We start from the raw sequence: 26321 nt of genomic DNA on the forward strand, positions 1-26321 counted from the left end.
TCGTGTCGCGCCTGGTCCGCCTCGGTGCGCTCACTCCGGAGCGGTGGCCGCCCGCGCTCGGTAACGCCAGCTGATTGTGGCGCTTCATACACTTCACTAATTTGTGAAACGACAGTAACTTGTGAGGTATGACAACTGCGATCTCGGTCTCCGGCCTGGTCAAGACCTTCGGGCGCGCCCGCGCGCTCGACGAACTCGACCTGGCCGTCGAGACCGGTGAGGTGCACGGCTTCCTCGGCCCGAACGGCGCGGGAAAGTCGACCACGATCCGGGTGCTGCTCGGCCTGCTGCGCGCCGACGGCGGCGAGGCGACCCTGCTCGGCGGGCACCCGTGGCGCGACGCGGTGGAGTTGCACCGCCGGCTCGCGTACGTGCCTGGCGACGTCAACCTCTGGCCCAACCTGACCGGCGGGGAGGCCATCGACCTCTTCGCGGCACTGCGCGGAGGGATCGACAAGCGACGCCGCGACGAGCTCGTGGAGCGTTTCCAGCTCGACCCCAGCAAGAAGGCCCGCACCTACTCCAAGGGCAACCGGCAGAAGGTCGCGGTGGTCGCGGCGTTCGCGTCCGATGTGGAGCTGTACATCCTGGACGAGCCGACATCGGGCCTGGATCCCTTGATGGAGGCGGTCTTTCAGGAGTGCGTGCGCGAGGTGAAGGAGCGCGGCCGCACGGTACTGCTCTCCAGCCACATCTTCTCCGAAGTGGAGGCTCTGTGCGACCGGGTGAGCATCATCCGGCAGGGCCGCACGGTGGAGTCGGGCACGCTCGCCGAGCTGCGGCACCTGACCCGCACGTCCATCTCCGTCGAGACCACCCATCCGATCGCGGGTCTGCTTGAGGTGTCCGGAGTGCACGACGCCCAGGTGGACACGACGCGCGCGAAGTTCGATGTGGACACCAGTGAGCTCGACCACGTCCTGCGATACCTGACCCGCTTCGAGGTGCGCACGCTGACCAGCGCGCCGCCCTCGCTGGAGGAGCTGTTCATGCGCCACTACGGCGACGAGTTGGCGGGTGCGCGATGAGCGCGTTCACCGGCACCGCCCGGCTCACCCGGCTCGCGCTGCGCCGTGACCGGATCCAGCTTCCACTGTGGATACTTGGCACGGTTCTGTTGCTGTGGACCACCATTTCGGCGACGCGTGAGCAGTACCCCACCGAGGAGGACCGGCTGCAGGCCCTGACCACGGTCGCGGGCAGCCCGGCCGTGCTGATCCTGCGCAGCGCGCCCACCAACACCAGCGAGGGCGGGATGCTGGTGTTCCAGATCCTGACGTTCCTCGCGCTGCTCGCCGGCTTCATGAGCACGCTCGCGGTCGTGCGCCACACCCGTCAGAACGAGGAGACCGGCCGCTCCGAGATGCTCGGCGCGATGGTGGTCGGCCGATACGCGAGCCTCACGGCAGCCCTGGTCACGGCCGTGATCGCCAACGCGGTGCTGGCCATGCTCATTGCTCTTGTCCTCGTCGGCAGTGGGCTGGGTGGCGCTGGCGCGGTCGCCGCGGGCGTCGCGGTGGGTGCGGCCGGCGTGTCGTTCGCCGGCCTCGCGGCGGTCGTCGCGCAGGCGGCGCAGGGTGCGCGCGCCGCGAACGGCATGGCCGCCGCGGCGATCGGAATAGCCTTCCTGGTACGCGGATTCGGCGACGCCTTCGGTGAGATCCAAGCCAACGGGTACACAATGGACAACGCGTGGCCCGTGTGGTTGTCGCCGATCGGCTGGGCCGAGCAGGTGCGCCCGTACGCGGGAGAGCGCTTGTGGGTGCTCGCGCTGCCGCTACTGCTGTTCGCCGGGTCAGTGGCCGTCTCGTTCGCGCTCGCCGGCCGGCGCGACGTCGGCATGGGGCTGATCGCCGCGCGGCCGGGGCCGCGCTCCGCGAAGCGCGCGCTGCTCAGCCCGCTTGGTCTGGCCTGGCGGTTGCAGCGCGGCACGCTTCTCGGCTGGGCGATCGGAGTCGGCGCGATGGCCGCGGTCGTGGGATCCCTGAGCGGAACGGTCGAAGAGGCGTACCGCGACAACGCGAAGGCGGCCGAAACCATCGCCAAGATCGGCGGCGGAGGCACGAGCAACCTCGTCGACGCGTTCTTCGCCGCGATGATGGCGATCATCGGCGCGATGGTGGCCGGATACGTGGTGCAGGCGTTGATGCGGCCGCGGGCCGAAGAGGCGGGCGGCCCCGCGGAGGCGGTACTGGCGACCGCGACCGGCCGGCTCCGCTGGCTGGGGTCCCATCTCGCCGTCGCGGTCGGCGGCGCCACCGCCCTGCTGCTGCTCGCCGGTCTCTGTGCCGGCCTGGTGTACGGGCTCACCGAAGGCGACCTCGGCACGCACCTCGCCGACATGACCGGCGCGGCGCTGGTGCAACTGCCGGCCGCGCTGATCCTGGCGGGCGTGGCGATCGCGGCGTACGGGCTGCTGCCCCGGCTCGCGGTCGGCCTGGCGTGGGCCGCGTTCACCGTCAGCCTGGTCCTCGGCCAGCTCGGCGACCTGCTGGGACTGCCGCAGGCGGTTCGCGACATCTCCCCGTTCAGCCACGTGCCCGCGGTACCAGCCGTCGACGCCACGGCCGGGCCGCTGCTGGCACTGGTCGCGGTGGCGCTGGCCTTCGGCATCGCCGGCATGGCATCGTTCCGGCGACGTAACCTCGCCCTGTGAGACCACGATGAGCCCTGTGAGACCACGATGACGAACTCGACCCCGCCTCGCCGCAAGCGTCCCGACGGGTCCGGACCCGCCCACGACGACGGCGGGGCCGGCGTCGCCGTCGACAGCACCCGCGACGAGGAAGGCGTCCGCCACTTCGTCGAGCGGTTCGCGCTGACGCTGAGCAACCTGGGCTTCCCGCGCATGTCCGCGCGAGTCCTCGGCACCCTGATGGTCGCGGTCGAGCCCGGCCTGACCGCCGGCCAGATCGGCCAGCGCCTGGGCGTCAGCGCGGCCGCCGTCTCAGGCGCGGTGCGCTATCTCGTCCAGGTCGGCATGGTCGCCCGCGAGCCGGTACCGGGATCGCGCAGCGACCGCTACCGGCTCCCGGACGACCCGTGGTACCTGGCGGGCGCGGCCAAGAGCGGCGTCTACAAGCGAGTCGCCGACCTGGTACAGGAGGGCGTGGTCGTTGTCGGCGACGAGACCTCGCCGTCCGGAGCCCGCCTGGCCGAGATGCGCGACTTCATGCTCTTCATCCAGGACTCGCTCGTCGACATCCTGGACCGCTGGGAACGCACCCGCACCCCGTGATCAGGGCGTCCCTCAAGTCGCCCTAACGACTTGAGGGACGCCCTGATCACGGTTTAGGGAGTGGGCGGTGTGGTCGGGGAGGGCGCGTAGGCAGAGCAGGCCCACCAGCGCGAGCGCCGACAGGTACCACCCGACCGTCTCGGGCCGCAGCAGCGTCGCCACGACCGGCGTGATCGCGCCGCCCACGATCCCGCCCAGGTTGTACGCCAAGGCGGCGCCGCTGTACCGGTACCGCGTCTCGAACAGCTCGGGCAGCAGCGCGCCCTTTGGCCCGTACATCAGGCCCATGATCGCCAATGCTCCGACCACCGCGACCGCCGTCCACCACATTGTTCCGCGACCGACCAGCGCCGGCATGCCGGCGCTCCAGACCGCGGCCAGGCCGGTCGCGACCAGCAGCGTGCGGCGCCGCCCGGCACGGTCGGACAGGATCGCGGACGCCGCCGTGGTCGCGCCCATGACCGCGACGCCGGCCAGTGTGACCAGCAACATTGTGGTACGTGGCACGCCGAGCTGCCGGGTCCCGTAGGCGAGGAAGTACACGGTCGTGGTGTAGAAGAGGGCGTACCCGGGAATCATCACGCCGGCGCCGAGCAGCACCTGGCGCCACTGGTGACGGAGCAGGTCGCGCAGCGGTGACGCGGAGCGTTCGGCGGTGCGGTAGATCGGAGCGTCCGCGATGCGCAGGCGCGTCCAGAGTCCGAGCAATACGAGGAGCATGCTCGCGGCAAATGGCAACCGCCAGCCCCAGCTTTCGAACGCATCGCCTCCGAGCATTCGGTCGAGCAGGAGGAAAGCGCCATTCGCGAGGATGAACCCGGCTGCCGGGCCGAGTTGGGTGCCCACGGCGAACCGGCCGCGCCGGCCGGGTGGCGCGTGTTCGGCGGCGAGCAGCGCGGCGCCGGCCCATTCGCCGCCGAGCCCGACGCCCTGTGCGAGCCGGAGCAGGGTCAGCATGACGGGCGCGGCGACCCCGATGGCGGCGTACCCCGGCAGCAGCCCGATCGCCACCGTGGCCAGGCCGGTGAGCAGCAGCGTCCACACCAGCGCCGCCTTGCGGCCGTACCGGTCGCCGCGCGCACCGAAGATCAGCGCTCCGGCGGGACGGGCGACGAACGCGGCGCCGAACGTGGACAGGGCCGCGAGGGTGCCCGCGACCGGGTCGAGCTCGGTGAAGAACACCGCCGGGAAGATCAGTGCGGCGGCGATCCCGTACAGGTAGAAGTCGTAGAACTCGATCGCCGTCCCGATGAACGTGGCGAAGGCGAGACGGCGCGGCGGCGCGGATTGGCCCGTAGTCGGCACAATAACGGTCAAACTAGACATTGCACGCAATCGTACGCGGCTGTCTGGCAAGGTTGAGGGATGCTGGCCAAGATCCGTTTCGTCCCCTGGACCGTGTCCGTACCGGTGCTCGCGGTCGTTGCGCTGATCCTGACCTGGGGCCGGGAGTTGCCCGGCGTCGTGGTGGCGATCGTCGCGGCGTTCCTCGCCGGAGCCGTGCTGGCCGCCGTGCACCACGCGGAGGTGGTCGCCCACCGGGTGGGTGAGCCGTTCGGCTCGCTGGTCCTGGCGGTGGCCGTGACGGTCATCGAGGTCGCCCTGATCGTCACGCTGATGATCGGGGGCGGCGACAAGACCGCCGCGCTCGCCCGCGATACCGTCTTCGCGGCCGTCATGATCACCTGTAACGGCATCCTCGGCCTGTCGCTGCTCATCGGAGCGTTACGCCGCAAGCACGCCGAGTTCAACCCGGAGGGCACCGGCGCGGCGTTCGCGACCGTCGCGACCATCGCCGCCCTCAGCCTGGTACTGCCGACGTTCACCACCAGCAAGCCGGGACCGGAGTTCACCTCGGCGCAGCTCGCCTTCGCCGCCATCGCGTCCCTCGGCCTGTACCTCCTCTTCGTGATGATGCAGACCCGCCGGCACCGCGACTACTTCCTGCCGGTGGAGACCACCGGCGCGAGCGTCGACGACGAACAGCACGCCGACCCGCCGTCCAACCGGACCGCGCTGATCAGCCTCGGCCTGCTGCTGCTCGCGCTGGTGGCCGTCGTGGGCGACGCCAAGTCCGTGTCGCCGGCCATCGAGAGTGGAGTCGCGGCGGCAGGGCTGCCGCAGGCCGTCGTGGGCGTGGTGATCGCGCTGCTCGTGCTGCTGCCCGAGACGCTCGCGGCGGTACGCGCCGCCCGCCGCGACCGGGTGCAGATCAGCCTCAACCTCGCGCTCGGGTCGGCCATCGCGAGCATCGGCCTCACGATCCCGGCGATCGCGATCGCGTCCATCTGGCTGGACGGGCCGCTGCTGCTCGGGCTCGGCGGCACGCAGATCGTGCTGCTCTCGCTCACCGTCGTGGTGGGAGTTCTCACAGTGGTACCCGGACGGGCGACTCTCCTTCAGGGCGGCGTGCACCTCGCGCTGCTGGCGGCGTTCCTGTTCCTCGCGGCTTCGCCTTGAACGAGCCCGCTTCGCCCTGAGCGCATCCACCGCGGGCGTAAATCCGTTGAGGACATTCGGTAAGGAGCGCAGGCTGGTAGGCCGCACCCAAACCTCCGGGAGATGCCTGCCATGCGCCTGCTCAGCGACCTGTGGGCCACGTCACCGCGCCGCGTCGCGCTCGTGGCCGGACTCGTCGTGCTCGGTGCCGCGGGGCAGGCGTCCGCCGCCGCGCTCGCGGGGCCGGTACTCGTCGACCGCTCGACGACGCTCTTCTTCGTGCTCGCCGCGGCGCTCGTCGCCGCCGTCCTCAGCGAGATGGTCGTCAACCTCATCGCCGCCGGGCTCACCGCCGACTGGACCGCCGACGTACGCCGCCGGCTCTGCCGGGTGGCGCTCGGCCAGGACCTGCCGACGCTGGAGACCACACCGGTCGGCGAGCTGCTCGACCGCATCGACGGCGACGTGTACCAGGTGGGCGCCGCCGTGCGCAACGAAGGTGTGCGGGTCGCCCGCGCCCTGACCGTTGGCGTGCTGTCCATCGTCACCGCCACCGTCGTGTGGTGGCCGGCGGCGATCGCCATGTTCCTGCTGGCCGCCGCGTTGACCGTCGGCCTCAAACGCCCGGCGGGCCGCATCTCCGCCGCGCGGATGAGGGAAGAGGAGGCGTGGTCCGACCTGGCCGCCGTGATGGAGGAGTCCATCCACGGCCAGGACGACGTACGCAGCTCGCTCGCCCGCCCGTACGTGCTGCGCCTGTACGCCCAGCGGGCCAGCCGGGTGCTGAGCCGCGGCCGCGTGGTGTGGCAACTGTCCGCGGTCGTTACCACCATCGCGTCCGGTGCCATGCGCGCCGGCATCGCCGTGATGGTGGCCGGCGGCGTGTGGGCCCTCGCGGGCGGCCAGATCGACGGAGCGCGGCTGACGGCCGTGTGGCTGCTCGCGATCGGCTTCGGCGGCACGGTGGAGCAGATGAGCCGGATGGTGCCCGAGCTGCAGCACGCGCTCGGTGCCTGGGCCCGGGTACAGCTGCTGCGAACCGCGAAGCAGGAACCGGCCGGCGGGGCCGCGCCCATCGACGGCGACCTCGCCGTCCGTGACCTGACCTTCGGGTACGGCAGCGGCGCCCGGCCGGCACTGAGCAATGTGGACCTGGCGTTCGCCCGCGGCCGTTCCTACGCGCTGATCGGGCGCAGCGGCTCGGGTAAGTCCACATTGGCCAAGGTGTTGACGCGCTCCGTCGACGTGCCCCGCGGCACCGTCTTTCTCGGCGGCGTGGACCTGCTCGACGTCGACGTCGAGGCGCTGCGCCGCTGGGTCGCCGTGGTGCCGCAGCGCACCGAGGTACTGGCCGGCACGCTCGCGGAGAACATCGCGCTCTTCGACCCCGACCTACTCGAACCGGCGGCCCGCGCCCTCGATGAGCTCGGCCTGTCGTCGTGGGTCGCCGACCTGCCGGACGGCATGCACACCAAGCTCGGCGAGGGTGGCCACGTGCTGTCGTCCGGCCAGGAGCAGCTCGTGGCGTTCGCGCGCATCCTGGTCCGCGACCCGCACGTGGTGATCCTCGACGAGGCCACCGCGCGGATGGACCCGGTCACCGAACGTCGCGTGCAACGCGCCACCGAACGCCTGCTGCGCGACCGGATCGGCATCGTCATCGCGCACCGGCTCTCCTCGGTGCGCCGCTGCGACGAGGTCGTGGTGCTCGCCGACGGCGAGGTCGTCGAGGCCGGGCCGCTGGAGGAGTCGGAGCGGTTCGCGCGGTTGCTGGCCACGGCGGGCGCCGCGATGCCCGCGCGCGGTGGCGCCGCCGGGGCGGTCGCGCTGGCCGAGGCGCCGGCCGAGGTCGAGGCGATGGTCGCGCTGCCAGCGACCGAGATCGCCGCGCCGCCCAAGACCGACCCGCCACCGGTACCGGATCCGCCGCCCGCCCGCACCCTGCGCGAGATCGTGCGGCTCGCCACCAACGACCCGCGCTACGGCCTGGGCGCGGTGTCGCTGTTCGTCGTCATGGTGCTGCTCGGCCTCGACGGCGCGCTGCTGTCGTGGCTCTGGGCCGACCTGGTCGACGGCTCGGGAGGGCTGTTCTGGCCGGCCGCCGGCATCGTCGCGGGCCTGCTCGTGGCGATACCCGTGCCGTACCGCACCTTCCAGTGGTTCCCTGAGTGGTGGGTCAGGCAGATGCTGCGCATCAGCGCCCGCCTGGTACACGGGCAGACCGGCCCGCGCCGGGTCAGCTCGCACAGCCCGGCGGCCGTGGTGGCGCAGGGCGGCGAGACCGAGCGCGTGGTCGTACTGGCCGACAACCTGATCGATCAGTCAATCGCGGTACTGGTGCTGGTGTCGATGACGGCGGTGTCCGGCTCGATCGTGCCGGGCCTGTTCTTCCTCTGCACGATCGTGCTGTCCGGCCTGGCAGCGACGCTCTTCGCGCCGATGCTGGAGCGGGCCGCCCGGCGCACCGTGTCGGCCCGCGCCGCGTTCGCCACCTCCCTAGTGTCGTCGCTGTCCGCGGCCCGCACGGTCAAGCTGGCCGGCGCGACCGAGCCGGTCCTGGCGCACCTGGCCAGGCTCGACCGCGCGCGCAGCGACCGGCAGCGGCGGGAGATCTCGGTGCAGGTCTGGGCCCGCTCGACGCCCGCCGTCCTCAGTGGACTGGCGCCGATCGCGGTGTGGGCGCTGTACCTGGGCGGCTCGCTCACGTCGGGCGCCGCACTGGTCGCGGTGACCACGCTGTACTCGGCACAGTGGTTCGCGTGGACGACGGCGTCGCTCGTGTCGCAGCTGCCGTCGGCCCGCGTGTGGACCCGGCGCACCGTCGCGATGACCGGCACCGGCCAGTACTCCGCGCCCGTGCCGGGCCTCGACCTGTCGGAGGGCACCGCGCCCGCCCCGGCGGCCGCGCCCCGGCATCCACTGAGGAGGCTTGACCTGGTCGGGTTCAGCGCCGTGCACGAGGACGGCACGGTCGGCGTCCGCGACGTCGACCTGGCCGTCGAACGTGGACAGTTGGTGCTTCTGCTCGGCCCGGTGGGTTCGGGAAAGTCGTCGCTGCTGCGGGCGCTCGCCGGCATCGTGCACCACACCGGTGACCTACAGTGGAACGGCCAGGCGGTCACCGAGCCGGAGCTGTTCCTGCGGCCCAACCAGGTCGGCTACGTGGCCCAGCTACCCCGGGTACTGTCGGGCACCGTCGCCGACAACATCCGCCTCGGCCACGAGGTCGACGCGGCCGGTGCGGTGTCCACGGCCCAGCTCGACCACGACCTGGCCGCCGCGGGTGCGGGGCTGTCGTTGCTGATCGGGCACAAGGGCACCCGCCTGTCGGGTGGGCAGCTGCAGCGCCTGGCCCTCGCGAGAGCGCTGGCGCCGCGCACCGAGCTCCTGGTCGCCGACGACGTATCGTCCGCGCTCGACGTCACGACCGAGCTGGACCTGTGGCGGGCGCTGCGATCCCATGGGGTGACGGTGGTGGGTTCGACGTCCAAGCGGGCCGCCCTGGCCCAGGCCGACCGCGTGGTCGTCCTCCAGGCCGGCAGCCCGGTGGCCCAGGGCACCTGGCGCGACCTGGAACCCCACTGGGGCCACCTCGCCGGCTAACCACCTCCGTGATCAGGGCGTCCCTCAAGTCGTTCTAACGACTTGAGGGACGCCCTGATCATGACAGCGCGGCGGCCTCCGTCGTGAGCATGTGGACAAACGGCTCGACCGCCGGCGGGGTGCGCCGGCCGGCCAGCGTGGCCGCGAACACCCGCCGCACCGTCGCATCGTCGCGGTGCAGCCGCAGCAGCGCGAGGTCGGCGGGCGTGGCCCGGATCGCGAGCGCTGGCACCAAAGCCACGCCCAGCCCGGCCGCGACGCAGCCGAGCTTGCCCGTCCACTCCGCGGCGACGATGTCGATCCGTGGCTGGAAACCGCTCGGCAGCGTGGCCCGCAACAGCGTCTCCTCGGCGGTCGCGGAGCCGACCACAAAGGACTCCCCGGTCAACTCGGTCAGCCGCACGGTGCGCCGCCGGGCCAGCCGGTGTGTGCGTGGTACCGCCACCAGGAGCCGCTCGTCGAGCAGATGGCGCAGGGCGAACCGGCTGCCATCCAGCGGCTGGTCGGGCGGCGCGCTCACCACGGCCACGTCCGCGTCGCCGTCGGCGAGCCGCTCCAGCAGCTGTGGCGTGCGACCCTCCACAAGAGACAGGGTCACCTCCGGGTACTCCGCGCGGAACGCGGAGAGGGCGCGCGGCACGAGCGCGGCCACCGCGGTGGGAAACGCGCCAACCCTCAACCGGCCCGCGCCGAGGCCACGCAGCGCCGCCAGGTCACGCTGCGCGGTCGCCAGCCGATCGAGTACCGCGTCCGCGTGCCCGAGCAGGCAGCGTCCCTCCTCGGTGAGCGCGACACCGCGCGGGAGCCGGTCGAACAGCCGGGCGCCGGTCTCCGCCTCCAGCGCGGCGATCTGCCGGGACACCGCCGACTGGGTGTACCGCAAAGCCCGCGCCGCCACGGTGATGGAGCCATGCCGGGCGACCGCGTGGAAGACCTCCAGCGATTGGATCTGCACGCACCCATGCTATCTGCGCATCGCAGCTATGCGTGACATTCGTTGGTGACATGGCAATGTCCGCCATACCGTTGCCAACCGTGAAGACCATCGCCGTACTCGGAACCGGACACATGGGCACGCCCATCGCGCGGCGGCTGCTCGCCAGCGGGTACCAGGTAATCGCCTGGAATCGCACGCCAGAGCGTGCGGCGCCCCTCGCGGCGGATGGGGCGACCCTGGCCGCGTCCGCGGCCGACGCCGCTCGCGACGCCGACGCCGTCATCACGATGCTGACCGACGGGTCAGCGGTCGAGGACGTGTTGTTCGCCCGCGGCGCCGCGGCGGCGCTGCGTCCGGGCGCCTGCCTCGTGGAGATGTCCACCCTCGGGCCTGACGCCGTGCGCGCCCTGGTGTCCCGGCTGCCCGCCGGCGTCGACCTGGTCGACGCACCGGTTGGCGGCAGCGTCGGCGCGGCCGCCTCGGGGCAGCTGCGGGTGCTCGCCGGCGGCGAACCCGCCGCGCTCGACCGGGTCGAGCCCGTGCTGTCCGCCCTCGGCACCGTGCGCCGTTGCGGCGGCCTCGGCGCCGGCGCCGCCATGAAGCTCGTCGCCAACACCGCGCTCGTGACCGCCGTGGCCGCACTCGCCGACACCCTCGCCGTCGCGCGGGCGCTCGGCGTCGACCGGGACGCGGCGCTGGACGTGATCGGCGCCGGGGCGCTGGGCGGCGTGGCTGGGCGGCTGGGTGGAAGCGGATCCGCGTTCAGTGTGGCGCTCGCCGCCAAGGACCTCGGCCTCGCACTGCGCGCGTTGGGTGCGACGCCCGCTCCCGTCGCCCGAGGCGCGGCAGACACACTGTCCACTGTAGAGAACCGAGGCGCTGACCTCGGCGTCATCGTCCAATAAGGAGTATCGTGCGCCTGACCCTGGACAACCCCGCGAGCGTGGCCGCACCCTTCGGTGACCGGTTCGCGCATGTGGCCCGCGTCGACCTGCTTGGTGGCGCGCTGCTCGTGCTGGCCGGCCAGGTCGCCGTCGACGACACCGGCGCCGTGTACGCGCCCGGCGACGCCACCGCGCAGTCCGAGCGGATCTTCGAGATCATCGGCGGCGTGCTGGCCGCGCACGGCGCTGGCTTCGGCGACATACTGCACGTGCGTACGTTCATGACGAACCTCGACGACCTGCCCGCGTACGGCGCGGTGCGGCGCCGCCTGTTCGCGGGCGGCACGCCACCAGCGAGCACCACCGTCGAGGTGCGCCGCCTGTTCCTCCCCGGCGCGGTGCTGGAGGTCGAGGTGACAGCGGCGGTCAGCGCCGCGTAGCGGTAGGTTCTAGGCTGGCCGGCATGATGGGCCACGGGGATCTCCGGCACCTGCACCGCTGCGTTGAACTCGCCGAGGAGGCGCTCGCTGCCGGCGATGAGCCGTTCGGCGCCGTACTCGTCGGTGCCGACGGCACGGTGCTTGCCGAAGACCACAACCGCGTCGCCGGCGGCGACCACACCCAGCACGCGGAGCTGGCGCTCGCACGCTGGGCGGCGGCCAACCTCGCCCCGGCCGAGCGCGAGACCGCGACCGTGTACACCTCCGGCGAGCACTGCCCGATGTGCGCGGCGGCGCACGGCTGGGTGGGGCTCGGCCGCATCGTGTACGTGGCGTCGTCCGCCCAACTGGAGGGCTGGCTCGCCGAGATGGACGCGCCCCTACCGCCGGTACGCGCGCTGCCGATCCGCGACATCGTGCCCGAAGCCGACGTGGAGGGCCCGGTACCCAAGCTGACCGCCCGGGTCCGCGAGCTGCACCGCCGCTTCCACAACGCCCCCGGCGCCTGACCGTTAGTCGTGGGCGGCGGCGGGGTTGGAGGCGTCGGGGTGGAGGGCCTCGCCGAAGAGACGCTCGGACTGGTCTGAGCGCAGTGCCACGAACAGCCCGGTCGCCTCGACGAGTACCGCGTCGGGCTCGGACTCTGTCGTGATGGTGGCGCGGGCGGTCACCTTGCGGCCGTCGACGCCCACGACCTCGGCGGCCAGCCGCAACGGTGTCCGCAACGGCACCGGGGCGCGGTACTGGGTGTCGAGCCGCACGGTCATCCCCGGGTGGCCGGCGACGCTGGTGGCGTACCCCAGGATCTGGTCCAGGAGTAGTGCGCTGATGCCGCCGTGGGCGTACATCGGCGGGCCTTCGTAGACGAGACCAAGCGTGCACGTGCCGACGGCCTTGCCCTCGACGACCTCGACGCGCAGCGGCGGCGCGATAGCGCTGCCGTCACCACACACCGGGTTGTGCATCCGCACGCCGCCGAGCAGGTCGTCGGCGCTGGGGATCTGGCCGCGGGTGCGCTGCTGCTTGCCGACCGGGATGGTGGCCTCGCGCACGAGGGCGGCCGCGCGGCGCAGCTCGTCGGCCGGTGACTCGCTGGCGGCGGCCTGCTCGACGAGGGTGCGCAGTGCCTCGCCGAGCTCCGCGATGGCCGCTCGCCGGTCCTCCACGGAGGGGGACTCGGGTGGCGGCGGAGAAGTGGAGTCGATCGTGTGGTAGCTCCGGCCCATGTCTTAGTTATAACCTGTTCTAATTCTGAGGAGGTGTGATGACCACCACTGTAGAGTACGACGCCGTCGTGGTCGGGGCTGGCGCGGCGGGCATGACCGGCGCGCTCGCCGCGGCCAAACAGGGGTTGCGGACCATCCTCATCGAGAAGGCCGGAAAGTTCGGCGGCTCCACGGCCCGCTCCGGCGCGGGCATCTGGGTGCCCAACAACGAGGTGGTGCTCGCGGCGGGCGTGCCGGATACGCCGGCCAAGGCCACCGCCTACCTGACGGCCGTCGTCGGGTCCGGCTCACCCGCGGCTCGGCAGCGGGCGTACCTGGACAACGGTCCCGCCACCATCTCGTTCCTGCTCCGCAACACGCCGCTGCGGTTCTCCTGGATGGAGAGCTACCCGGACTACTACCCGGAGCTGGCCGGCGGCATGCCGAACGGCCGCTCGATCGAGCCGGCGCCGCTCGACGCCAACATCCTCGGCACCGAGGCCGCCAACCTCAACCCGCCGTACCTGGCCGTGCCGGCGGGCACGGTCGTGCTCGCCGTCGACTACAAGTGGCTGGCGCTGATCGCCCGCCACCCGCGCGGCCTGGCGACCGCGACCGAGATCGTCCGGCGGTACCTGGACCTGTCCCTGCGGGGCCAGAAGCCGATCACGATGGGGCAGGCGCTGGCGGGTGGGCTGCGGGCCGGGCTGATCGCCGCCGACGTGCCGGTCCTACTCAACACGGCGCTGACCGACCTGTACGTGCAGAACGGGCGGGTCGCGGGCGTCTGGGCGACCACCGCGGACGGCGAGGACCTGCTGGTCAAGGCCGCCCGGGGGGTGCTGCTCGCCTCGGGCGGGTTCGAGCACAACGAGCGCATGCGCAAGCAGTTCCAGCGGGAGCCGATCGGCGTGGACTGGACGGTCGGCGCCGCCTCCAACACCGGCGACGGCATCGAGGCGGGCGCGCGGGCCGGCGCCAGCCTGGAGCTGATGGACGACGCCTGGTGGGGCCCGATGATCCCGCTGCCGGACGGCCCGTACTTCTGCCTGTCCGAGCGCACCCTGCCCGGCAACATCTTCGTCAACGCGGCGGGAAACCGGTTCGTCAACGAGGCCGCGCCGTACTCCGACGTCGTGCACACCATGTACGACAAGCACACCGCCCAGGTCCCGCACATCCCGTGCTGGATGGTGACCGACCAGAAGTACCGCAACCGGTACCTCTTCAAGGACGTCTCGCCCGCGCTCCCGTACCCGGACGCGTGGTATTCGAGCGGCGCCCTGCACCGCGACTGGACCATCGAGGGGCTGGCCACCAAGATCGGCGTACCGCCGGCGGCCCTGCGCGCCACGATCACCCGCTTCAACGGGCTGGCCCGCGCCGGCCGCGACACCGACTTCCGGCGCGGCGACAGCGCCTACGACGCGTACTTCGCCGACCCCACCAACCAGCCCAGCCCCTGCCTGGCGACGCTCGACCTGCCGCCGTACTACGCGTTCAAGATCGTCCCCGGCGACCTGGGCACGAAGGGCGGCATCCGCACCGACGCGCGCGCCCGCGCGCTGCGCCCCGACGGCTCGGTGATCCCCGGCCTCTACGCGGCCGGAAACGCGAGCGGCGCGGTCATGGGCTACAGCTACGCGGGCGCCGGCTCGACACTCGGCCCGGCGATGACCTTCGGGTATGTCGCCGGACGCGACCTGGCCCAGAGTTAGAACAAGTTTCAGTCGGAACACAGTTACGGGAGGTAAGCAATGCCGAAGGTAAGCGTTTCAGCCGAGGCCGCCGCCGGACCCGACCGGGTGTGGGAGCTCGCGACCGACCTGCCCCGCTGGGCGGAGTGGAACACCATGCACGAGGGCTTCACGGGGGAGGTGCCAGCGACGCTCACGGAGGGCGCCGCGTACCGCCAGCGGGTCAAGCTCATGGGGATGCCCGCCGAGATGGCGTGGCGGGTGGCGACCGCCGACGCCGGGCGGCTCGAACTGGCCGGCGATGGCCCGATGGGCGTCAAGGCGGCCAACCGCTTCTACGTCGAGCCATCCGGCGACGGCTCGAAGATCACGTACGAGATGGAGTTCAACGGGCCGGCGCTCGCCGGACCGATGGCGGGCATGCTGGAGAAGCAGGCCGGGACCGCCGCTCAGCAGTCCCTGGCCAAGTTCACTGCCCTGCTCTGAGCTAGCCCTACTCTGGCGTCTCAGGGCGGGGCGTCGCGAGCAGCAGCCGGGCGGCGAGCTCGAGGTGGTTGATGACGTCGTTGGCGGAGGCGCGCCGGGTCACCCAGGCGACCAGGTTCGACAGCCAGACGTCACCGATCACCCGGGCCGTCGCCCGGTCGTCCGCGGAGGCCTCGCCCTCGTGGATGGCCCGGGTGAACATGTCTTCCATCAGCCGCGCCACGGCGTTGACCTCGGTGGCCGCCGACGGGTCGGCGAACATGAACGCCCGCGTCATCGCCTCGGTCAGCAGCGGGTCGCGCTGCATCGAGCGGGTCACCTTGCCGAGCACGAAGAGCATGCGGTCGTACGAGGTGTCGCCGGGGATCGGGGCGCGGGTGAGCTTCTCCTGCGAGCGGTCCAGCTCCCGGGCGAGCGCCGACACCAGCAGGTGGATCTTGGAGGGGAAGTAGCGGTACAGCGTGCCGAGTGCCACCTCGGCGCGCTCCGCGACGGCGCGCATCTGCACCGCGTCGTAGCCGCCCTTGGAGGCGAGCTGGAGCGTCGCGTCGAGAATGCGGCGGCGCCGGTCGCGCTGCGCGGCGGAACCCTGCTCGGCGTCGGCGGCGAGCGTGCCCAAAGCGGGATTGCTGGTATTTGTTCTCGGTGCTGCCATGCTTCCTCTCCGGGATCTCGTTGCGTCAAGACTAGCAATGCTGCTGTTACGCGCACGTGTACTGGTCTCAACATAGTGAAACGTGTTCTAATTCCAGCGTGCCGATTGCCATCACGGAGGAGCAGCGGGCCCTGCGGGAGTCGGTGCGCCGCTGGGCCGCCGGCGCGGGCACGCTCGTGACCGTCCGCGCGATGGAGGAGACGCCGGCCGCCTGGGAGCGGCACTGGGCGGGCGTGGCCGGCCTCGGCGTCTTCGCGATCGCGCTGCCGGAGCCGTGCGGTGGAGCCGGTGGCACCGCCGCCGACCTGGCCAGCGCCGTCGAGGCTCTCGCGGAAGCGCTGGTGCCCGGTCCCGTGCTCCCCACACTCGTCGCCGCGCTCGCGCTGGCCGACCACGCCGACCTGCCCGCCGCCAAGGAGGCGCTGCCCGCGCTCGCGTCCGGCGGCGCGACCGTGGCCCTCTGCCTGACGCCCGGTGGGTTCGTCCTCGGCGCCGGCGCCTCTCATGTCCTCCTGCCGGGCTTCCTTCCGGGGGACAGCGGCTGGTATCTGCTCGACGCCCGGGTGACGCCGCGCACGGCCGTCGACTTCTCGCGGCCGATCGGCGTCGTCGAGGCCGGCGTCCTGCCAGCGGAGCGCCGCCTGCCGCTCACGACCGCGCGGGTCAAGGACATCGCGGCGCTGGTCGCCGCCGTCGAGTCCACCGCCGTCGCCAGCTGGGCCACGCGCACGGCCGCCGAGTACGCCAAGGTGCGCCAGCAGTTCGGCCGGCCGATCGGCGCTTTCCAAGCGGTACAGCACATGTGTGCCGAGATGCTCTGCCGCGCCGAGCGGGCCACGGCGCTGGTGTGGGACGCCGCCCGGGCGTTCGACGAGGCGCCCGAGGAGTTTCCCCTCGCGGTGGCCGCCGCTGCGGCGGTCGCGCTGGACGCGGGCGTCGACAACGCCAAGGACTGCGTACAGGTGCTCGGCGGCATCGGCTTCACCTGGGAGCACGACGCGCACCTGTACCTGCGCCGGGCGGTGGCGCTGCGCCAGTTCCTCGGCGGCGGGGCGGCCTGGCGCGCGCGAGCCGCCGAGCTGGCCGTGGCCGGCGCCCGGCGCACGCTGTCCATAGGGGACACGTCCGCGCCGCCCGAGGTACGCGTCCGGGTCGCCGGGATCGCCGCGCTACCGGAGGGGGAGCGGCGGGTCGCGCTCGCCGACGCGGGATACCTCGCTCCACAGTGGCCGGCCCCGTACGGGCTCGGTGCCGGGCCGGCCGAACAGCTCGCCCTCGACGCCGAGCTGGACCGCGCCGGGGTGACCCGGCCCGACATCGCCATCGCCGGCTGGGCGGTGCCCACGATCCTGAGCCACGGCACCGAAGCCCAGCGCGAGCGCTTCGCCGGCCCGTCGCTGCGCGGCGAGATCACCTGGTGCCAGCTGTTCAGCGAGCCGGAGGCGGGCTCCGACCTGGCATCGCTGCGTATGCGGGCGGAGGCGGCACCGGGCGGCTGGCGACTGACCGGTCAGAAGGTCTGGACGTCCCTCGCCGCCGACGCCGACTGGGGCATCTGCCTGGCCCGCACCGACCCCGACGCGCCCAAGCACAAGGGGCTCACGTACTTTCTCGTACCGATGCGCTCGCCCGGCGTCGAGGTGCGGCCGCTGCGGGAGCTGACCGGGCGCGCGGTCTTCAACGAGGTCTTCCTCGACGGCGTGTTCGTGCCCGACGACTGTGTCGTGGGTCAGCCCGGCGATGGCTGGCGGCTGGCGCGCGGCACGCTCGCGTACGAGCGGGTGGCGATGTCGCGGGGCTCGTCGTTCGGCGAGGGCGTGGAGCGGCTGGTCGCGGCCGGCGCCCCGGCGGAGCTGCTCGGCGGTCTCGTGGCGGGCGGGCTCGCGGTGTCCCTTCTGGACGTACGGGCCGCGCTGCGCCGCCTCGACGGCCAGCCCGGCGGCCCGGAGTCGGCCGTGGCCAAGCTCGTCGGCGTGGCGCACCGGCAGGCGGTCGCCGAGGCAGCACTCGTGTGTCTCGGCGAGGCGGGCGCGGCGGCAGACGGCGACGGCGCCGAGGCGGTGCACGAGTTCCTCCTGAGCCGGTGCCTGAGCATCGCCGGTGGCACCACGCAGATCCTGCTGTCCGTCGTGGCGCAGCGGGTGCTGGGCCTGCCCCGGGAGGGTCGCTGACATGGACCTCGCGCTGGACTTCGCGCCCGATGAGACGCAGGAAGCCGTCGTGCGGCTCGCCGCCGAGGTGCTCGACGGCACCGGCGACGATCCGCCCGAGCGGGTCTGGAAGGCGCTCGCCCAGGCGGGCCTGCTGGCCCTGGCGGTGCCGCCGGAGTCGGGCGGGGCGGGGCTCGGCGTGGTCGAGACCTGCCTGACGCTCGCGGAGATCGGGCGGCGGGCCGTGCCGGTACCGGCGCTCGCCCTCGCGCTCGGCGTGCTGCCGGTGGCGCGGGCGACCGACGCGGCGCAGCGGGCGGCGCTGCTGTCCGGGGTCGCGGCCGGAGACACCCTGCTGACCGCGGCCGTCCGGGAACCCGGTGACCCGATGCCGGCACGTCCTCGCACCACGGCGGCGCCTTTGGTGAGCGGGGTGAAGGTGGGCGTCCCGTACGCGTCGCGGGCCCATCGCATTCTCGTGCCGGTATCGGTCGACGGTGGGACGGCGGTGGCCATTGTGGACCCCGCCGACGCGGGCGTGACACTCCACCGCACGCACAGCTCGACCGGCGACCCGGAGTACACCGTGCGGCTCGACGGGGTGGCCGCCGAGCTGCTGTCCGGCGTGACGGTGGCCGACCTGTACCGGTGCACGCTCGCCGCCACGTGCGCCACCGGTGCCGGGGCGCTCGCCGGGGCGCTGGACCGCACCTCGGCGCACGTGGGCTCCCGGGAGCAGTTCGGCAAGCCGCTCGCCACGTTCCAGGCGGTGGCTCAGCAAGTCGCCGACGTGTACGTGGCCGCACGCACGACACACCTGGCGGCGCTCGCCGCGGCGTGGCGCCTCGGCACCGGCCGCCCCGCCGACACCGACCTGAGCGTCGCCGCGTACTGGCTCGCCAGTCAGGGACCACCGGCCATGCGCACCTGCCACCACCTCCACGGCGGTGTCGGCCTCGACGTGAGCTACCCGCTGCACCGGTACTCCGCGCTGGTCACCGACCTGGTGCGGCTCATCGGCGGCGCCGAGTACCGGTTGGGGGAGGTGCCGTGTTCGTCGACCTGACCGAGGCACAGTACGCGCTGCGCGCCGAACTGCGGGCCTACTTCGCCGGCCTCATGACACCCGACGAGCGGGCGGCGCTGCTGCGCGAGCGGCACGGCCCCGTACTCCGCGCGGTGGTGAAGCGGATGGGGCGCGACGGCTGGCTCGGCGTGGGCTGGCCGGTGGAGTACGGCGGGCGCGGCTTCGGGCCGGTGGAGCAGCAGATCTTCGTCGACGAGGCGGTGCGCGCGGACGTGCCGCTGCCCTCGGTCACGCTCCAGACCGTCGGGCCGACCCTGCTGACCCACGGCACAGACTCGCAGAAGGACTTCTTCCTGTCCCGCATCCTGGCCGGCGACGTCCACTTCGCCATCGGGTACACCGAGCCGGGCGCCGGCACCGACCTGGCCTCCCTGAGCACCCGCGCCGTGCGGCAGGGCGACGCGTACGTCGTGAATGGACAGAAGACGTTCACCACGGGCGCGCACGACGCCGACTACGTCTGGCTGGCGTGCCGCACCGACCCGGAGGCGCCCAAGCACAAGGGCATCTCGATCCTCATCGTCGACACCAAAGACCCCGGGTACTCGTGGACACCCATCATCACGGCCGACGGCGCGCACCACGTCAACGCCACCTACTACAGCGACGTCCGGGTACCGGTCGAGATGCGGGTCGGCGCCGAGAACGCCGGCTGGCGCCTGATCACCACCCAGCTCAACCACGAGCGGGTGATGCTCGGCCCGGCCGGGCGGCTGGGCGCGCTCTACGACCGGGTGCGCGACTGGGCGGCGGCACGGTCCCTTGTGGACGAGCCGGACGTGCGGCGGGTGCTGAGCCGGGCGTACGCCACGCTGCGCGTCAACGAGCTGCTCAACTGGCAGGTGGCGGCCGTCGACCCGGTGCGGGTGGCAGACGCGTCGGCGACGAAGGTGTTCGCGTCCGAGAGCCTGCAACGACTGGGGGAGGAACTCGTGGAGGTGGTCGGGCGGCACGGCGACCCGGCGGACGAGGAAACCGGGCGGCTGCTGTCCTGGTTGGACATCCAGATCAAGCGCAACCTGGTGCTGACGTTCGGCGGCGGAGCCAACGAGGTCCAGCGGGAGCTGATCGCGACGGCCGGTCTCTCCTTGCCAAGGGTGCCGCGATGACCGCTTCCTTCGACGCCGCGGACATTCTGGACGAGGCCAAGCGGATCATCGCCGCTGGCGAGAGCCCACCCCGGGTGGCCCGCGACGCCGTCAACATGCCGATGGTGCGCAACTGGCTGGAGGCGATGGGCGACGACAACCCCGTGTACGAGCGGGACGGGCTCGCACCGCCCGCGATGACGCAGGTGTGGACGATGCGGGGCCTGCGCCCGGCTCCCGACCCGCACGACCCGCTCGCCGCGATGTCGGCGGTGCTCGACGCGGCCGGCTTCACCTCCGTGGTGGCCACCAACTGCGAGCAGACGTACCACCGGTACCTGCGGGAGGGGGAGCGGGTCGCGGTGCGGAGCAAGCTCGTCGACATCACCGGCCCCAAGCGCACCGCGCTCGGCGAGGGCTGGTTCTTCACCACCGAAAGCACCTGGTACGTCGGCGCCGAGCCGGTCGCCACCATGCTGTTCCGGATCCTCAAGTACAAGCCGGCGCCGCGGGCCGCGCTCCGGCCCGTCGTGAGCCCCGACACCGAGTACTTCTGGGCCGGCACGGTCAAGGGCGAGCTGCGCATCTGGCGGTGTGAGGAGTGCGGCGCGCTGCGGCACCCACCCGGCCCCTCCTGCCCCCGGTGCGGCGCCATGCGCCCCGGATACGTGGTCGCGGCGGGCACCGGCACGGTGTACAGCTACGTCGTCCACCACCACCCTCCGGTGCCGGGCCATAAGGCGCCGTTCGTCGTCGCGCTTGTCGAGTTGCGGGAAGGGGTACGCGTGATGGGGGAGCTGCTCGACTGCGACCCGGCCGAGGCGCGGATCGGCGCGCCCGTGCGGGTCGACTTCGTGCGCGTCGACGCGACGCTCGCGCTGCCCGCGTGGCGGCTGTCATGACCGGGGTCGGCACCGCACTGCCTGAGTGGTCAGTCGAGATCACGCCGACGCTCGTCGTCAGCACCGCCATCGCCACCCGCGACTTCCAGGACGTGCACCACGACCGCGACCGGTCGGTCCAGCGCGGCGGCAAGGACATCTTCCTCAACATCCTCACCACCACGGGACTGGTGCAGCGGTACGTCACCGACTGGGCCGGGCCGGAGGCGGTGGTGGGCCGGATCGCCATCCGGCTGGGCGTGCCGTGCCACCCGTACGAGACGCTCACCTTCACGGGCACGGTGGCCGAGGTCGCCGGCGGCGAGTGCGTGGTCGACGTGGCAGGGCGCAACAGCCTCGGCGCGCACGTTACCGGCACGGTGCGGGTGCGATTGCCATGAGTGTTGCCATCGTGGGGATCGGCGCGACGGAGTTCAGCAAGGACTCCGGGCGCAGCGAGCTGAAGCTGGCCGTCGAGGCGGTCCGGGCCGCGCTCGCCGACGCGGGACTTGCACCATCCGATGTAGACGGACTGGTGACGTTCACGATGGACACCAGTACCGAGATCGCCGTCGCCCGCGAGCTGGGAGTGCCGGAGCTGACGTACTTCGGCCAGGTCGGGTACGGCGGCGGCGCGGCCTGCGGGATCGTGCAGCAGGCGGTGCTGGCCGTCGACGCCGGGCTCGCCGACGTCGTGGTCTGTTACCGCGCCCTCAACGAACGCTCCGGCCGCCGGTTCGGGCAGGTGTCACACGCGCTCGCCGGCGCGCCCACGTCGTCCGGTGTGGACGCCGGCTGGCACTACCCGATGGGCCTCGCCACGCCGGCCGCGATGGTGGCGATGGTCGCCCAGCGGTACCTGCACGAGTACGGCGGGTCCACAGAGGACTTCGGCCGGGTCGCGGTCGCCAGCCGCCGCCACGCCGCCACGAACCCGCACGCGTGGTTCCACAAGCGACCCATCACCCTCGCCGACCACCAGGCGTCCCGCTGGATCTCCGAGCCGCTGCGGCTGCTCGACTGCTGCCAGGAGAGCGACGGCGCGGTGGCGCTCGTGGTGACAAGCCTCGACCGCGCCCGCGACCTGCGCCAGCCGCCGGCTGTCGTCGCGGCGACCGCCCAGGGCAGCGGTCCCGACCAGTACGTGATGACCAGCTACTACCGCGACGACGTCGCCGGCCTGCCCGAGATGGGCGTGGTGGCCCGCCAGCTCTGGCGCCGCTCCGGATATGCTCCGGACGACGTGCGGGTGGCCGTGCTGTACGACCACTTCACGCCGTACGTGCTGATGCAGCTGGAGGCGCTCGGCTTCTGCCCGCGCGGCGAGGCGGGGCGGTTCCTCGCGGACGGCGCCATCGAGCCCGGCGGCCGGCTCGTCCTCAACCCGCACGGCGGCCAGCTCGGCGAGGCGTACATCCACGGCGTCAACGGCATCGCCGAAGCGGTCCGCCAGGTGCGCGGCACCGCCGTCAACCAGGTCCCCGACCTCGGCCCCGTGCTGGTGACGGCCGGCACCGGCGTCCCTACCAGTGCCCTGATCCTCTGTGGCGTGTAGCTGCCCGCGGCGGGCGTCGCGGTAGCCCAAAAGTCTCTTAGCGTCGCCAAGGCGACGGCGCAAGCTCCTGACAGGGGGCAATGGCGCGCGCACACTGAGGGCATGACCAGCCTGGCTACGGCTGCCGTTCCGCCGGCTCGGGTCGAGGAACGCGCGGTCAATGATTTTGTTGCGACGTTACGGGGCGGCCTGGTCCGCCCGACTGATGGGGAGTTTGACGCTGTTCGTCGGGTTTGGAACGGTTCGATCGATCGCCGCCCTGCCCTGATTGTCCGGTGTGCCGGGGTCGCTGACGTGATGGCCGCGGTGCGGTTCGCGCGGGAGCACGGCCTGACCGTGGCCGTCCGGGGCGGAGGTCACAGCTTCCCCGGGTACTCGGTCTGCGACGGCGGCCTGATGATCGACCTCTCGCCGATGAAGGGCGTGCGCGTCGACCCCGACGCGCGCACCGCTCGGGTACAGGCCGGCGTGCTGATCGGCGAGCTTGATCGCGAGACGCAGGAGTTCGGCCTGGCGGTGCCGGCGGGCATCGTCACGCACACCGGCGTCGCCGGGCTCACGCTGGGCGGCGGGCTCGGCTGGCTGATGCCCAAGTACGGGCTCACGATCGACCAGCTGCTGTCGGTCGACGTGGTCACCGCGGGCGGCGAGTTCGTGAAGGCGAGCGCCGGCGAGAACGCCGACCTGTTCTGGGGCGTGCGTGGGGGCGGCGGAAACTTCGGCGTCGTCACCGAGTTTGAGTTCCGGCTCAACCCGCTGGGCCCGACCGTCCTAGCTGGACCGATCTTCTGGCCGATGGCCGAGTCGCCGAGGGTGCTGCGGTTCTACCGGGAGTGGATCGCGGACGCGCCGGACGAGCTGATGACGGCGGTGGTGCACCGCAAGGCCCCGCCGCTGCCGTTCATCCCGACCGAGCTGCACGGCGAGCTGGTCGTCGCCGTCGTGTCCTGCTGGGCCGGCGCGGTCGACGAGGGCGAGCGCGTGCTGCGGCCGCTGCGGCGGTTCGGGTCGCCGGTGCTCGACCTGTGCCGCCCGAAGCCGTTCCTGGCGCACCAGGCGATGTTCGACCCGAGCTACCCGCACGGCTGGTGGTACTACATGCGCGCCTGCGACGTCGTCGAGCTGACCGACGACGTCATCGACATCACCGTCGACCACGCGATGCGCATCCGGTCGCCGCGCACCGCGTTCCCCATCTGGCAGGTCGGCGGCGCGGCGGCCCGCGTCGGCCGGGACGACACGGCCTTCGAGGGCCGGGTCACCGGCCACACGTTCAACATCACCGCCGCCACCGACGGCCCGGACGGCTTCGACGAGGAGCGCGAGTGGGTGCGCGACTTCTGGACGGCGCTCAGCCCCTTCCATACAGGCGTCTACGTCAACTTCCTCATGGACGAGGGCGAGGATCGGGTGCGGCAGGCGTACGGGCCGGCGAAGTACGACCGGCTCCGCGCCCTGAAACGCCGTTACGACCCCGACAACGTCTTCCGCCTGAACCAGAACATCCCACCCACTACCCGCTGACGGTCAGGAGGGCGTCGGAGAGGGCGGGGGCGTCGTCGCGGTCGGCCACGGTGGCGGTGACGGCGAAGCCGCCGTCGGCGTGCCAGGCGCGTACGCGCAGGGTCTCGCCGGGGAAGACCACGCCCGCGAAGCGGGCACCGTAACCGGTCACTGTGGACGGATCGCCGTCGAGCATGGCGTCCACCACGGCCTTGCACACCATCCCGTACGTGCACAGGCCGTGCATGATCGGGCGCGGGAAGCCGGCCAGCGCGGCGAAGTCCGGGTCGGCGTGCAACGGGTTCCGGTCGCCCAGCAGCCGGTACCACAGGGGCTGTTCCGGCCAGGTGCGGCACAGTACCTCGGCGTCGGGCGTGCGCTCCGGCACCGCCACCGCCGTCTTCGGCCCGCGGTCGCCGCCGAATGCGCCCTCGCCGCGCAGGAAGATGCTCGTGCGGTTGGTGTAGTACGGCGTGCTGGTCTCGGTCACCACGATGGCCGCGCTGCCCTTGTCGTACACGTCCGCGATCCGCGACCGCGACTTCGCTTCGCCGGTGACGGGCAGCGGCTGGTGGATGACAAGCTCCTCCCGCCCGTGCAGGGCGCTGGCGAGGCTCACGTCGACGCCCGGCATGTCGAGCGGGGGCGGCTCGGTGTCGCGCAGCGTGGCCGCCACCACCGCGAATGTCGGCAGCACCCGCAGGTCCCGCTCGTACACATAGGACATCTCCGAGGCGCCGGCGCCCAGCGCGAGGTGGTACAGCAGCACGTCGGTGCTGGTCCAGGACAGGTCGCGGCCGGGCAGTTCGGCGCCGATCGCGACGGCGGGGTCGATGGGCATCACGCCTCCTTGGCGGCGTCGAGGGCGGCCAGGTATCCGAACGTCATCGCGGGCCCGATCGTGGCGCCGGCGCCCGCGTAGCTGTGGCCCATCACCGACGCGCTGGCGTTGCCGGCGGCGTACAGGCCGGGGATCGTCGAGCCGTCCGGGCGCAGGACGCGGGCGCGCTCGTCGGTGCGCAGCCCGCCTTTGGTGCCCAGGTCGCCGGGCACGATCCGGAACGCGTGGAACGGTGGCTTGAGCAGTGGCGCGAGGTTCGGGTTGGGGTGGTTGCGCGGGTCGCCGTAGTACCGGTCGTAGGCGGAGTCGCCGCGCCCGAAGTCGAGGTCGTGGCCGACCGTGGCGAACCCGTTGAACCGCTCGACGGTGTCGCGCAGCGCCTCGGGCGGTACGCCCATCTTCGCGGCAAGGCTGTCCAGGGTGGACGCTCGGTGTGCCACGCCCGCCTCGTACCAGCGGCGGGGGAGCGGCGCGCGTGGCCCGCGACCGGCGAACAGGTACCGGTCCCGGTAGGTCTGGTCGGCGACGAGCCAGGCGGGCACGCTGCCGGTGTCGTACATGGCGTGCACGGCGTCCACATAGGGCGCGGCCTCGTTGACGAACCGCTGCCCGCGCTCGTTCACGATGACGCAGCCGGGCAGGCTGCGCTCGGCCAGGCAGAAGTAGGGACCGTTGGGCAGCGGTATCGACGGGCCCCACCACGCGTCGTCCATGAGGTCCAGCGCGGCGCCCAGCCGTTCGCCGGCCGCGATCCCGTCGCCGGTGTTGCCGGGCGCCCCGACCGTCCACTCCGTACCGATCGGTGCCCGCTGGTACAGCTGGCGCATGGCCTCGTTGCGCTCGAAGCCGCCCGAGGCGATCAGGACACCCCGGTGCGCCCCGACGAGGCGCCCGTCTCCGGTCCGCACACCGGCGACGCGGCCGTCCACGACGTACAGGTCGGCCATCGGAGTGTCCAGCCACACCGGCACGCCCGCCTGCCGCAACCCCGCGCGCAGGCCGGCGGCGAGCGCCTGGCCCATGCCGATCCGGCGCCGCTTGAGCGCCCGCGACACGGCCGCCCGCACGCCGAGCCGCGCGGCCGTCAGGGCCGCCCGCCAGTGCCGCGTGCCCAGCGACAGCCACCGGTAGTCGACGGCGGTCACGACCATGCCCTCGGGCACCGGCAGGTACGGCGGCGCGAGGGCGTCGAGGTCGGTTCCCAGTACCCGCCCGTCGAGCGGCACCGGCTCGATCGTGCGCCCCTGCGGCAGCCCGCCCGGCGCCTCCGGGTAGTAGTCGGCGTACCCGGGCACCCACGAGAACCGCAGCGGCGAGTGCGCCGCGACGAACGCCAGCGCCGCCGGCCCGTGCTCGATCAGCGCCCGCTGCCGCGCCTCCGGCACCTCGGGCCCGGCGACGTGCGCCAGGTACCTCAGAGCCTGGTCCTCGTTGTCGGTCACGCCGGCGCGGCGCAGCACGTCGTTGCCGGGCAGCCAGACGCCGCCACCAGAGCGTGCCGTGGAGCCGCCGAAGGCGCCGGCCTTCTCCAGGACGACCGCGGTGAGCCCGTTGTGCGCGGCGGTCAGCGCGGCCGTCATGCCCGCCGCTCCGCTTCCCACTACTACGAGGTCGAAGTGTTCCACTAGAACA

General features: G+C 72.6%; 23 protein-coding genes. 17 read left to right on the plus strand and 6 right to left on the minus strand.

All coding sequences use genetic code 11. From position 1 onward, the window contains the following. Positions 1 to 128: 128 nt before the first annotated feature. Genes QMG73_RS23835 through QMG73_RS23845 form a run of 3 tightly spaced genes read left to right on the plus strand, consistent with a single transcriptional unit; the run spans position 129 to position 3238 of the window. Positions 129 to 1028, plus strand: coding sequence for an ABC transporter ATP-binding protein (locus QMG73_RS23835; RefSeq protein ID WP_281899157.1), 900 nt, complete (start codon positions 129 to 131; stop codon positions 1026 to 1028). Next, positions 1025 to 2656 (plus strand): ABC transporter permease, encoded by a 1632-nt coding sequence (locus QMG73_RS23840; protein WP_281899158.1) that lies wholly within the window; start codon positions 1025 to 1027, stop codon positions 2654 to 2656. Before QMG73_RS23835 ends, QMG73_RS23840 begins: the two co-directional genes overlap by 4 nt. Positions 2657 to 2683: 27 nt before the next feature. Further along, entirely contained in the window at positions 2684 to 3238 is a 555-nt protein-coding gene (locus QMG73_RS23845) for a GbsR/MarR family transcriptional regulator (RefSeq protein WP_281899160.1), read from the plus strand. A 12-nt stretch (positions 3239 to 3250) separates the two neighbouring features. Here QMG73_RS23845 and QMG73_RS23850 read toward each other — a convergent pair whose 3' ends face one another. Further along, a complete protein-coding gene (locus QMG73_RS23850) occupies positions 3251 to 4564 on the minus strand; it encodes an MFS transporter (protein WP_281899162.1) in 1314 nt (437 codons plus the stop codon). Between the two features lie 39 nt (positions 4565 to 4603). Between QMG73_RS23850 and QMG73_RS23855 the strand changes: the two genes are divergently transcribed. Next, positions 4604 to 5698 carry a calcium:proton antiporter gene (locus tag QMG73_RS23855; protein WP_281899164.1) on the plus strand — a complete coding sequence of 365 codons (1095 nt, stop codon included), beginning with the start codon at positions 4604 to 4606 and terminating at the stop codon, positions 5696 to 5698. Positions 5699 to 5809: 111 nt separating this feature from the next. After that, on the plus strand, positions 5810 to 9280 hold the full coding sequence (locus QMG73_RS23860) for an ATP-binding cassette domain-containing protein (protein ID WP_281899310.1): 3471 nt from the start codon (positions 5810 to 5812) through the stop codon (positions 9278 to 9280). A gap of 58 nt (positions 9281 to 9338) precedes the next feature. Here QMG73_RS23860 and QMG73_RS23865 read toward each other — a convergent pair whose 3' ends face one another. After that, positions 9339 to 10235 (minus strand): LysR family transcriptional regulator, encoded by an 897-nt coding sequence (locus QMG73_RS23865; protein WP_281899166.1) that lies wholly within the window; start codon positions 10233 to 10235, stop codon positions 9339 to 9341. 80 nt (positions 10236 to 10315) lie between these two features. Between QMG73_RS23865 and QMG73_RS23870 the strand changes: the two genes are divergently transcribed. The 3 genes from QMG73_RS23870 to QMG73_RS23880 are packed head-to-tail and all read left to right on the plus strand — an operon-like array spanning position 10316 to position 12050. Next, on the plus strand, positions 10316 to 11122 hold the full coding sequence (locus QMG73_RS23870; protein ID WP_281899167.1) for an NAD(P)-dependent oxidoreductase: 807 nt from the start codon (positions 10316 to 10318) through the stop codon (positions 11120 to 11122). Between the two features lie 8 nt (positions 11123 to 11130). After that, entirely contained in the window at positions 11131 to 11541 is a 411-nt protein-coding gene (locus QMG73_RS23875) for a RidA family protein (protein WP_281899169.1), read from the plus strand. 23 nt (positions 11542 to 11564) lie between these two features. Then, on the plus strand, positions 11565 to 12050 hold the full coding sequence (locus tag QMG73_RS23880; protein ID WP_281899170.1) for a nucleoside deaminase: 486 nt from the start codon (positions 11565 to 11567) through the stop codon (positions 12048 to 12050). A 3-nt stretch (positions 12051 to 12053) separates the two neighbouring features. On the opposite strand, the gene QMG73_RS23885 is transcribed toward QMG73_RS23880, so the two are convergent. Continuing rightward, entirely contained in the window at positions 12054 to 12767 is a 714-nt protein-coding gene (locus QMG73_RS23885; RefSeq protein ID WP_281899171.1) for a PaaI family thioesterase, read from the minus strand. Between the two features lie 38 nt (positions 12768 to 12805). Here QMG73_RS23885 and kstD (QMG73_RS23890) point away from each other — a divergent pair, with 38 nt between their 5' ends. Beyond that, a complete protein-coding gene (gene kstD, locus QMG73_RS23890; RefSeq protein ID WP_281899173.1) occupies positions 12806 to 14464 on the plus strand; it encodes a 3-oxosteroid 1-dehydrogenase in 1659 nt (552 codons plus the stop codon). Between the two features lie 39 nt (positions 14465 to 14503). Beyond that, on the plus strand, positions 14504 to 14929 hold the full coding sequence (locus tag QMG73_RS23895; protein ID WP_281899175.1) for a type II toxin-antitoxin system Rv0910 family toxin: 426 nt from the start codon (positions 14504 to 14506) through the stop codon (positions 14927 to 14929). Positions 14930 to 14936: 7 nt separating this feature from the next. Here QMG73_RS23895 and kstR read toward each other — a convergent pair whose 3' ends face one another. Then, positions 14937 to 15584: a cholesterol catabolism transcriptional regulator KstR gene (gene kstR / locus QMG73_RS23900; RefSeq protein WP_281899176.1), complete on the minus strand. Its 648-nt coding sequence runs from the start codon at positions 15582 to 15584 to the stop codon at positions 14937 to 14939. 98 nt (positions 15585 to 15682) lie between these two features. On the opposite strand from kstR, the gene QMG73_RS23905 reads away from it, so the two are divergent. From QMG73_RS23905 to QMG73_RS23935, 7 genes are all read left to right on the plus strand, one after another. Further along, positions 15683 to 17755 (plus strand): acyl-CoA dehydrogenase, encoded by a 2073-nt coding sequence (locus QMG73_RS23905; protein ID WP_281899177.1) that lies wholly within the window; start codon positions 15683 to 15685, stop codon positions 17753 to 17755. A gap of 1 nt (position 17756) precedes the next feature. Further along, positions 17757 to 18800, plus strand: a complete 1044-nt coding sequence (locus QMG73_RS23910) for an acyl-CoA dehydrogenase family protein (protein WP_281899179.1) — start codon at positions 17757 to 17759, stop codon at positions 18798 to 18800. Then, complete coding sequence (locus tag QMG73_RS23915; protein ID WP_281899183.1) at positions 18785 to 19930, plus strand: acyl-CoA dehydrogenase family protein; 1146 nt, start codon at positions 18785 to 18787, stop codon at positions 19928 to 19930. The genes QMG73_RS23910 and QMG73_RS23915 overlap by 16 nt, the downstream gene beginning before the upstream one ends. After that, on the plus strand, positions 19927 to 20811 hold the full coding sequence (locus QMG73_RS23920; RefSeq protein WP_281899185.1) for a bifunctional MaoC family dehydratase N-terminal/OB-fold nucleic acid binding domain-containing protein: 885 nt from the start codon (positions 19927 to 19929) through the stop codon (positions 20809 to 20811). The genes QMG73_RS23915 and QMG73_RS23920 overlap by 4 nt, the downstream gene beginning before the upstream one ends. Then, entirely contained in the window at positions 20808 to 21191 is a 384-nt protein-coding gene (locus tag QMG73_RS23925; protein ID WP_281899187.1) for a MaoC family dehydratase, read from the plus strand. The genes QMG73_RS23920 and QMG73_RS23925 overlap by 4 nt, the downstream gene beginning before the upstream one ends. Continuing rightward, positions 21188 to 22345 carry a lipid-transfer protein gene (locus QMG73_RS23930; protein ID WP_281899189.1) on the plus strand — a complete coding sequence of 386 codons (1158 nt, stop codon included), beginning with the start codon at positions 21188 to 21190 and terminating at the stop codon, positions 22343 to 22345. The genes QMG73_RS23925 and QMG73_RS23930 overlap by 4 nt, the downstream gene beginning before the upstream one ends. Before the next feature lie 189 nt (positions 22346 to 22534). Beyond that, the gene (locus QMG73_RS23935; RefSeq protein WP_407676847.1) at positions 22535 to 23869 is read left to right on the plus strand and encodes an FAD-binding oxidoreductase; all 1335 of its coding nucleotides are present in this window, start codon (positions 22535 to 22537) and stop codon (positions 23867 to 23869) included. Here the strand turns inward: QMG73_RS23935 and QMG73_RS23940 are convergent. Both QMG73_RS23940 and kstD (QMG73_RS23945) read right to left on the minus strand, forming a co-directional pair. Next, positions 23859 to 24689, minus strand: a complete 831-nt coding sequence (locus QMG73_RS23940) for a MaoC/PaaZ C-terminal domain-containing protein (RefSeq protein WP_281899193.1) — start codon at positions 24687 to 24689, stop codon at positions 23859 to 23861. The two genes, QMG73_RS23935 and QMG73_RS23940, sit on opposite strands and share 11 nt — an antisense overlap. Further along, the gene (gene kstD, locus QMG73_RS23945) at positions 24689 to 26314 is read right to left on the minus strand and encodes a 3-oxosteroid 1-dehydrogenase (protein ID WP_281899195.1); all 1626 of its coding nucleotides are present in this window, start codon (positions 26312 to 26314) and stop codon (positions 24689 to 24691) included. The genes QMG73_RS23940 and kstD (QMG73_RS23945) overlap by 1 nt, the downstream gene beginning before the upstream one ends. Positions 26315 to 26321 lie beyond the last annotated feature (7 nt).

Origin of the sequence: Phytohabitans aurantiacus (genome assembly GCF_027923225.1) — a bacterium.
In the GTDB taxonomy this organism is placed as follows: Bacteria; Actinomycetota; Actinomycetes; order Mycobacteriales; family Micromonosporaceae; genus Phytohabitans; species Phytohabitans aurantiacus.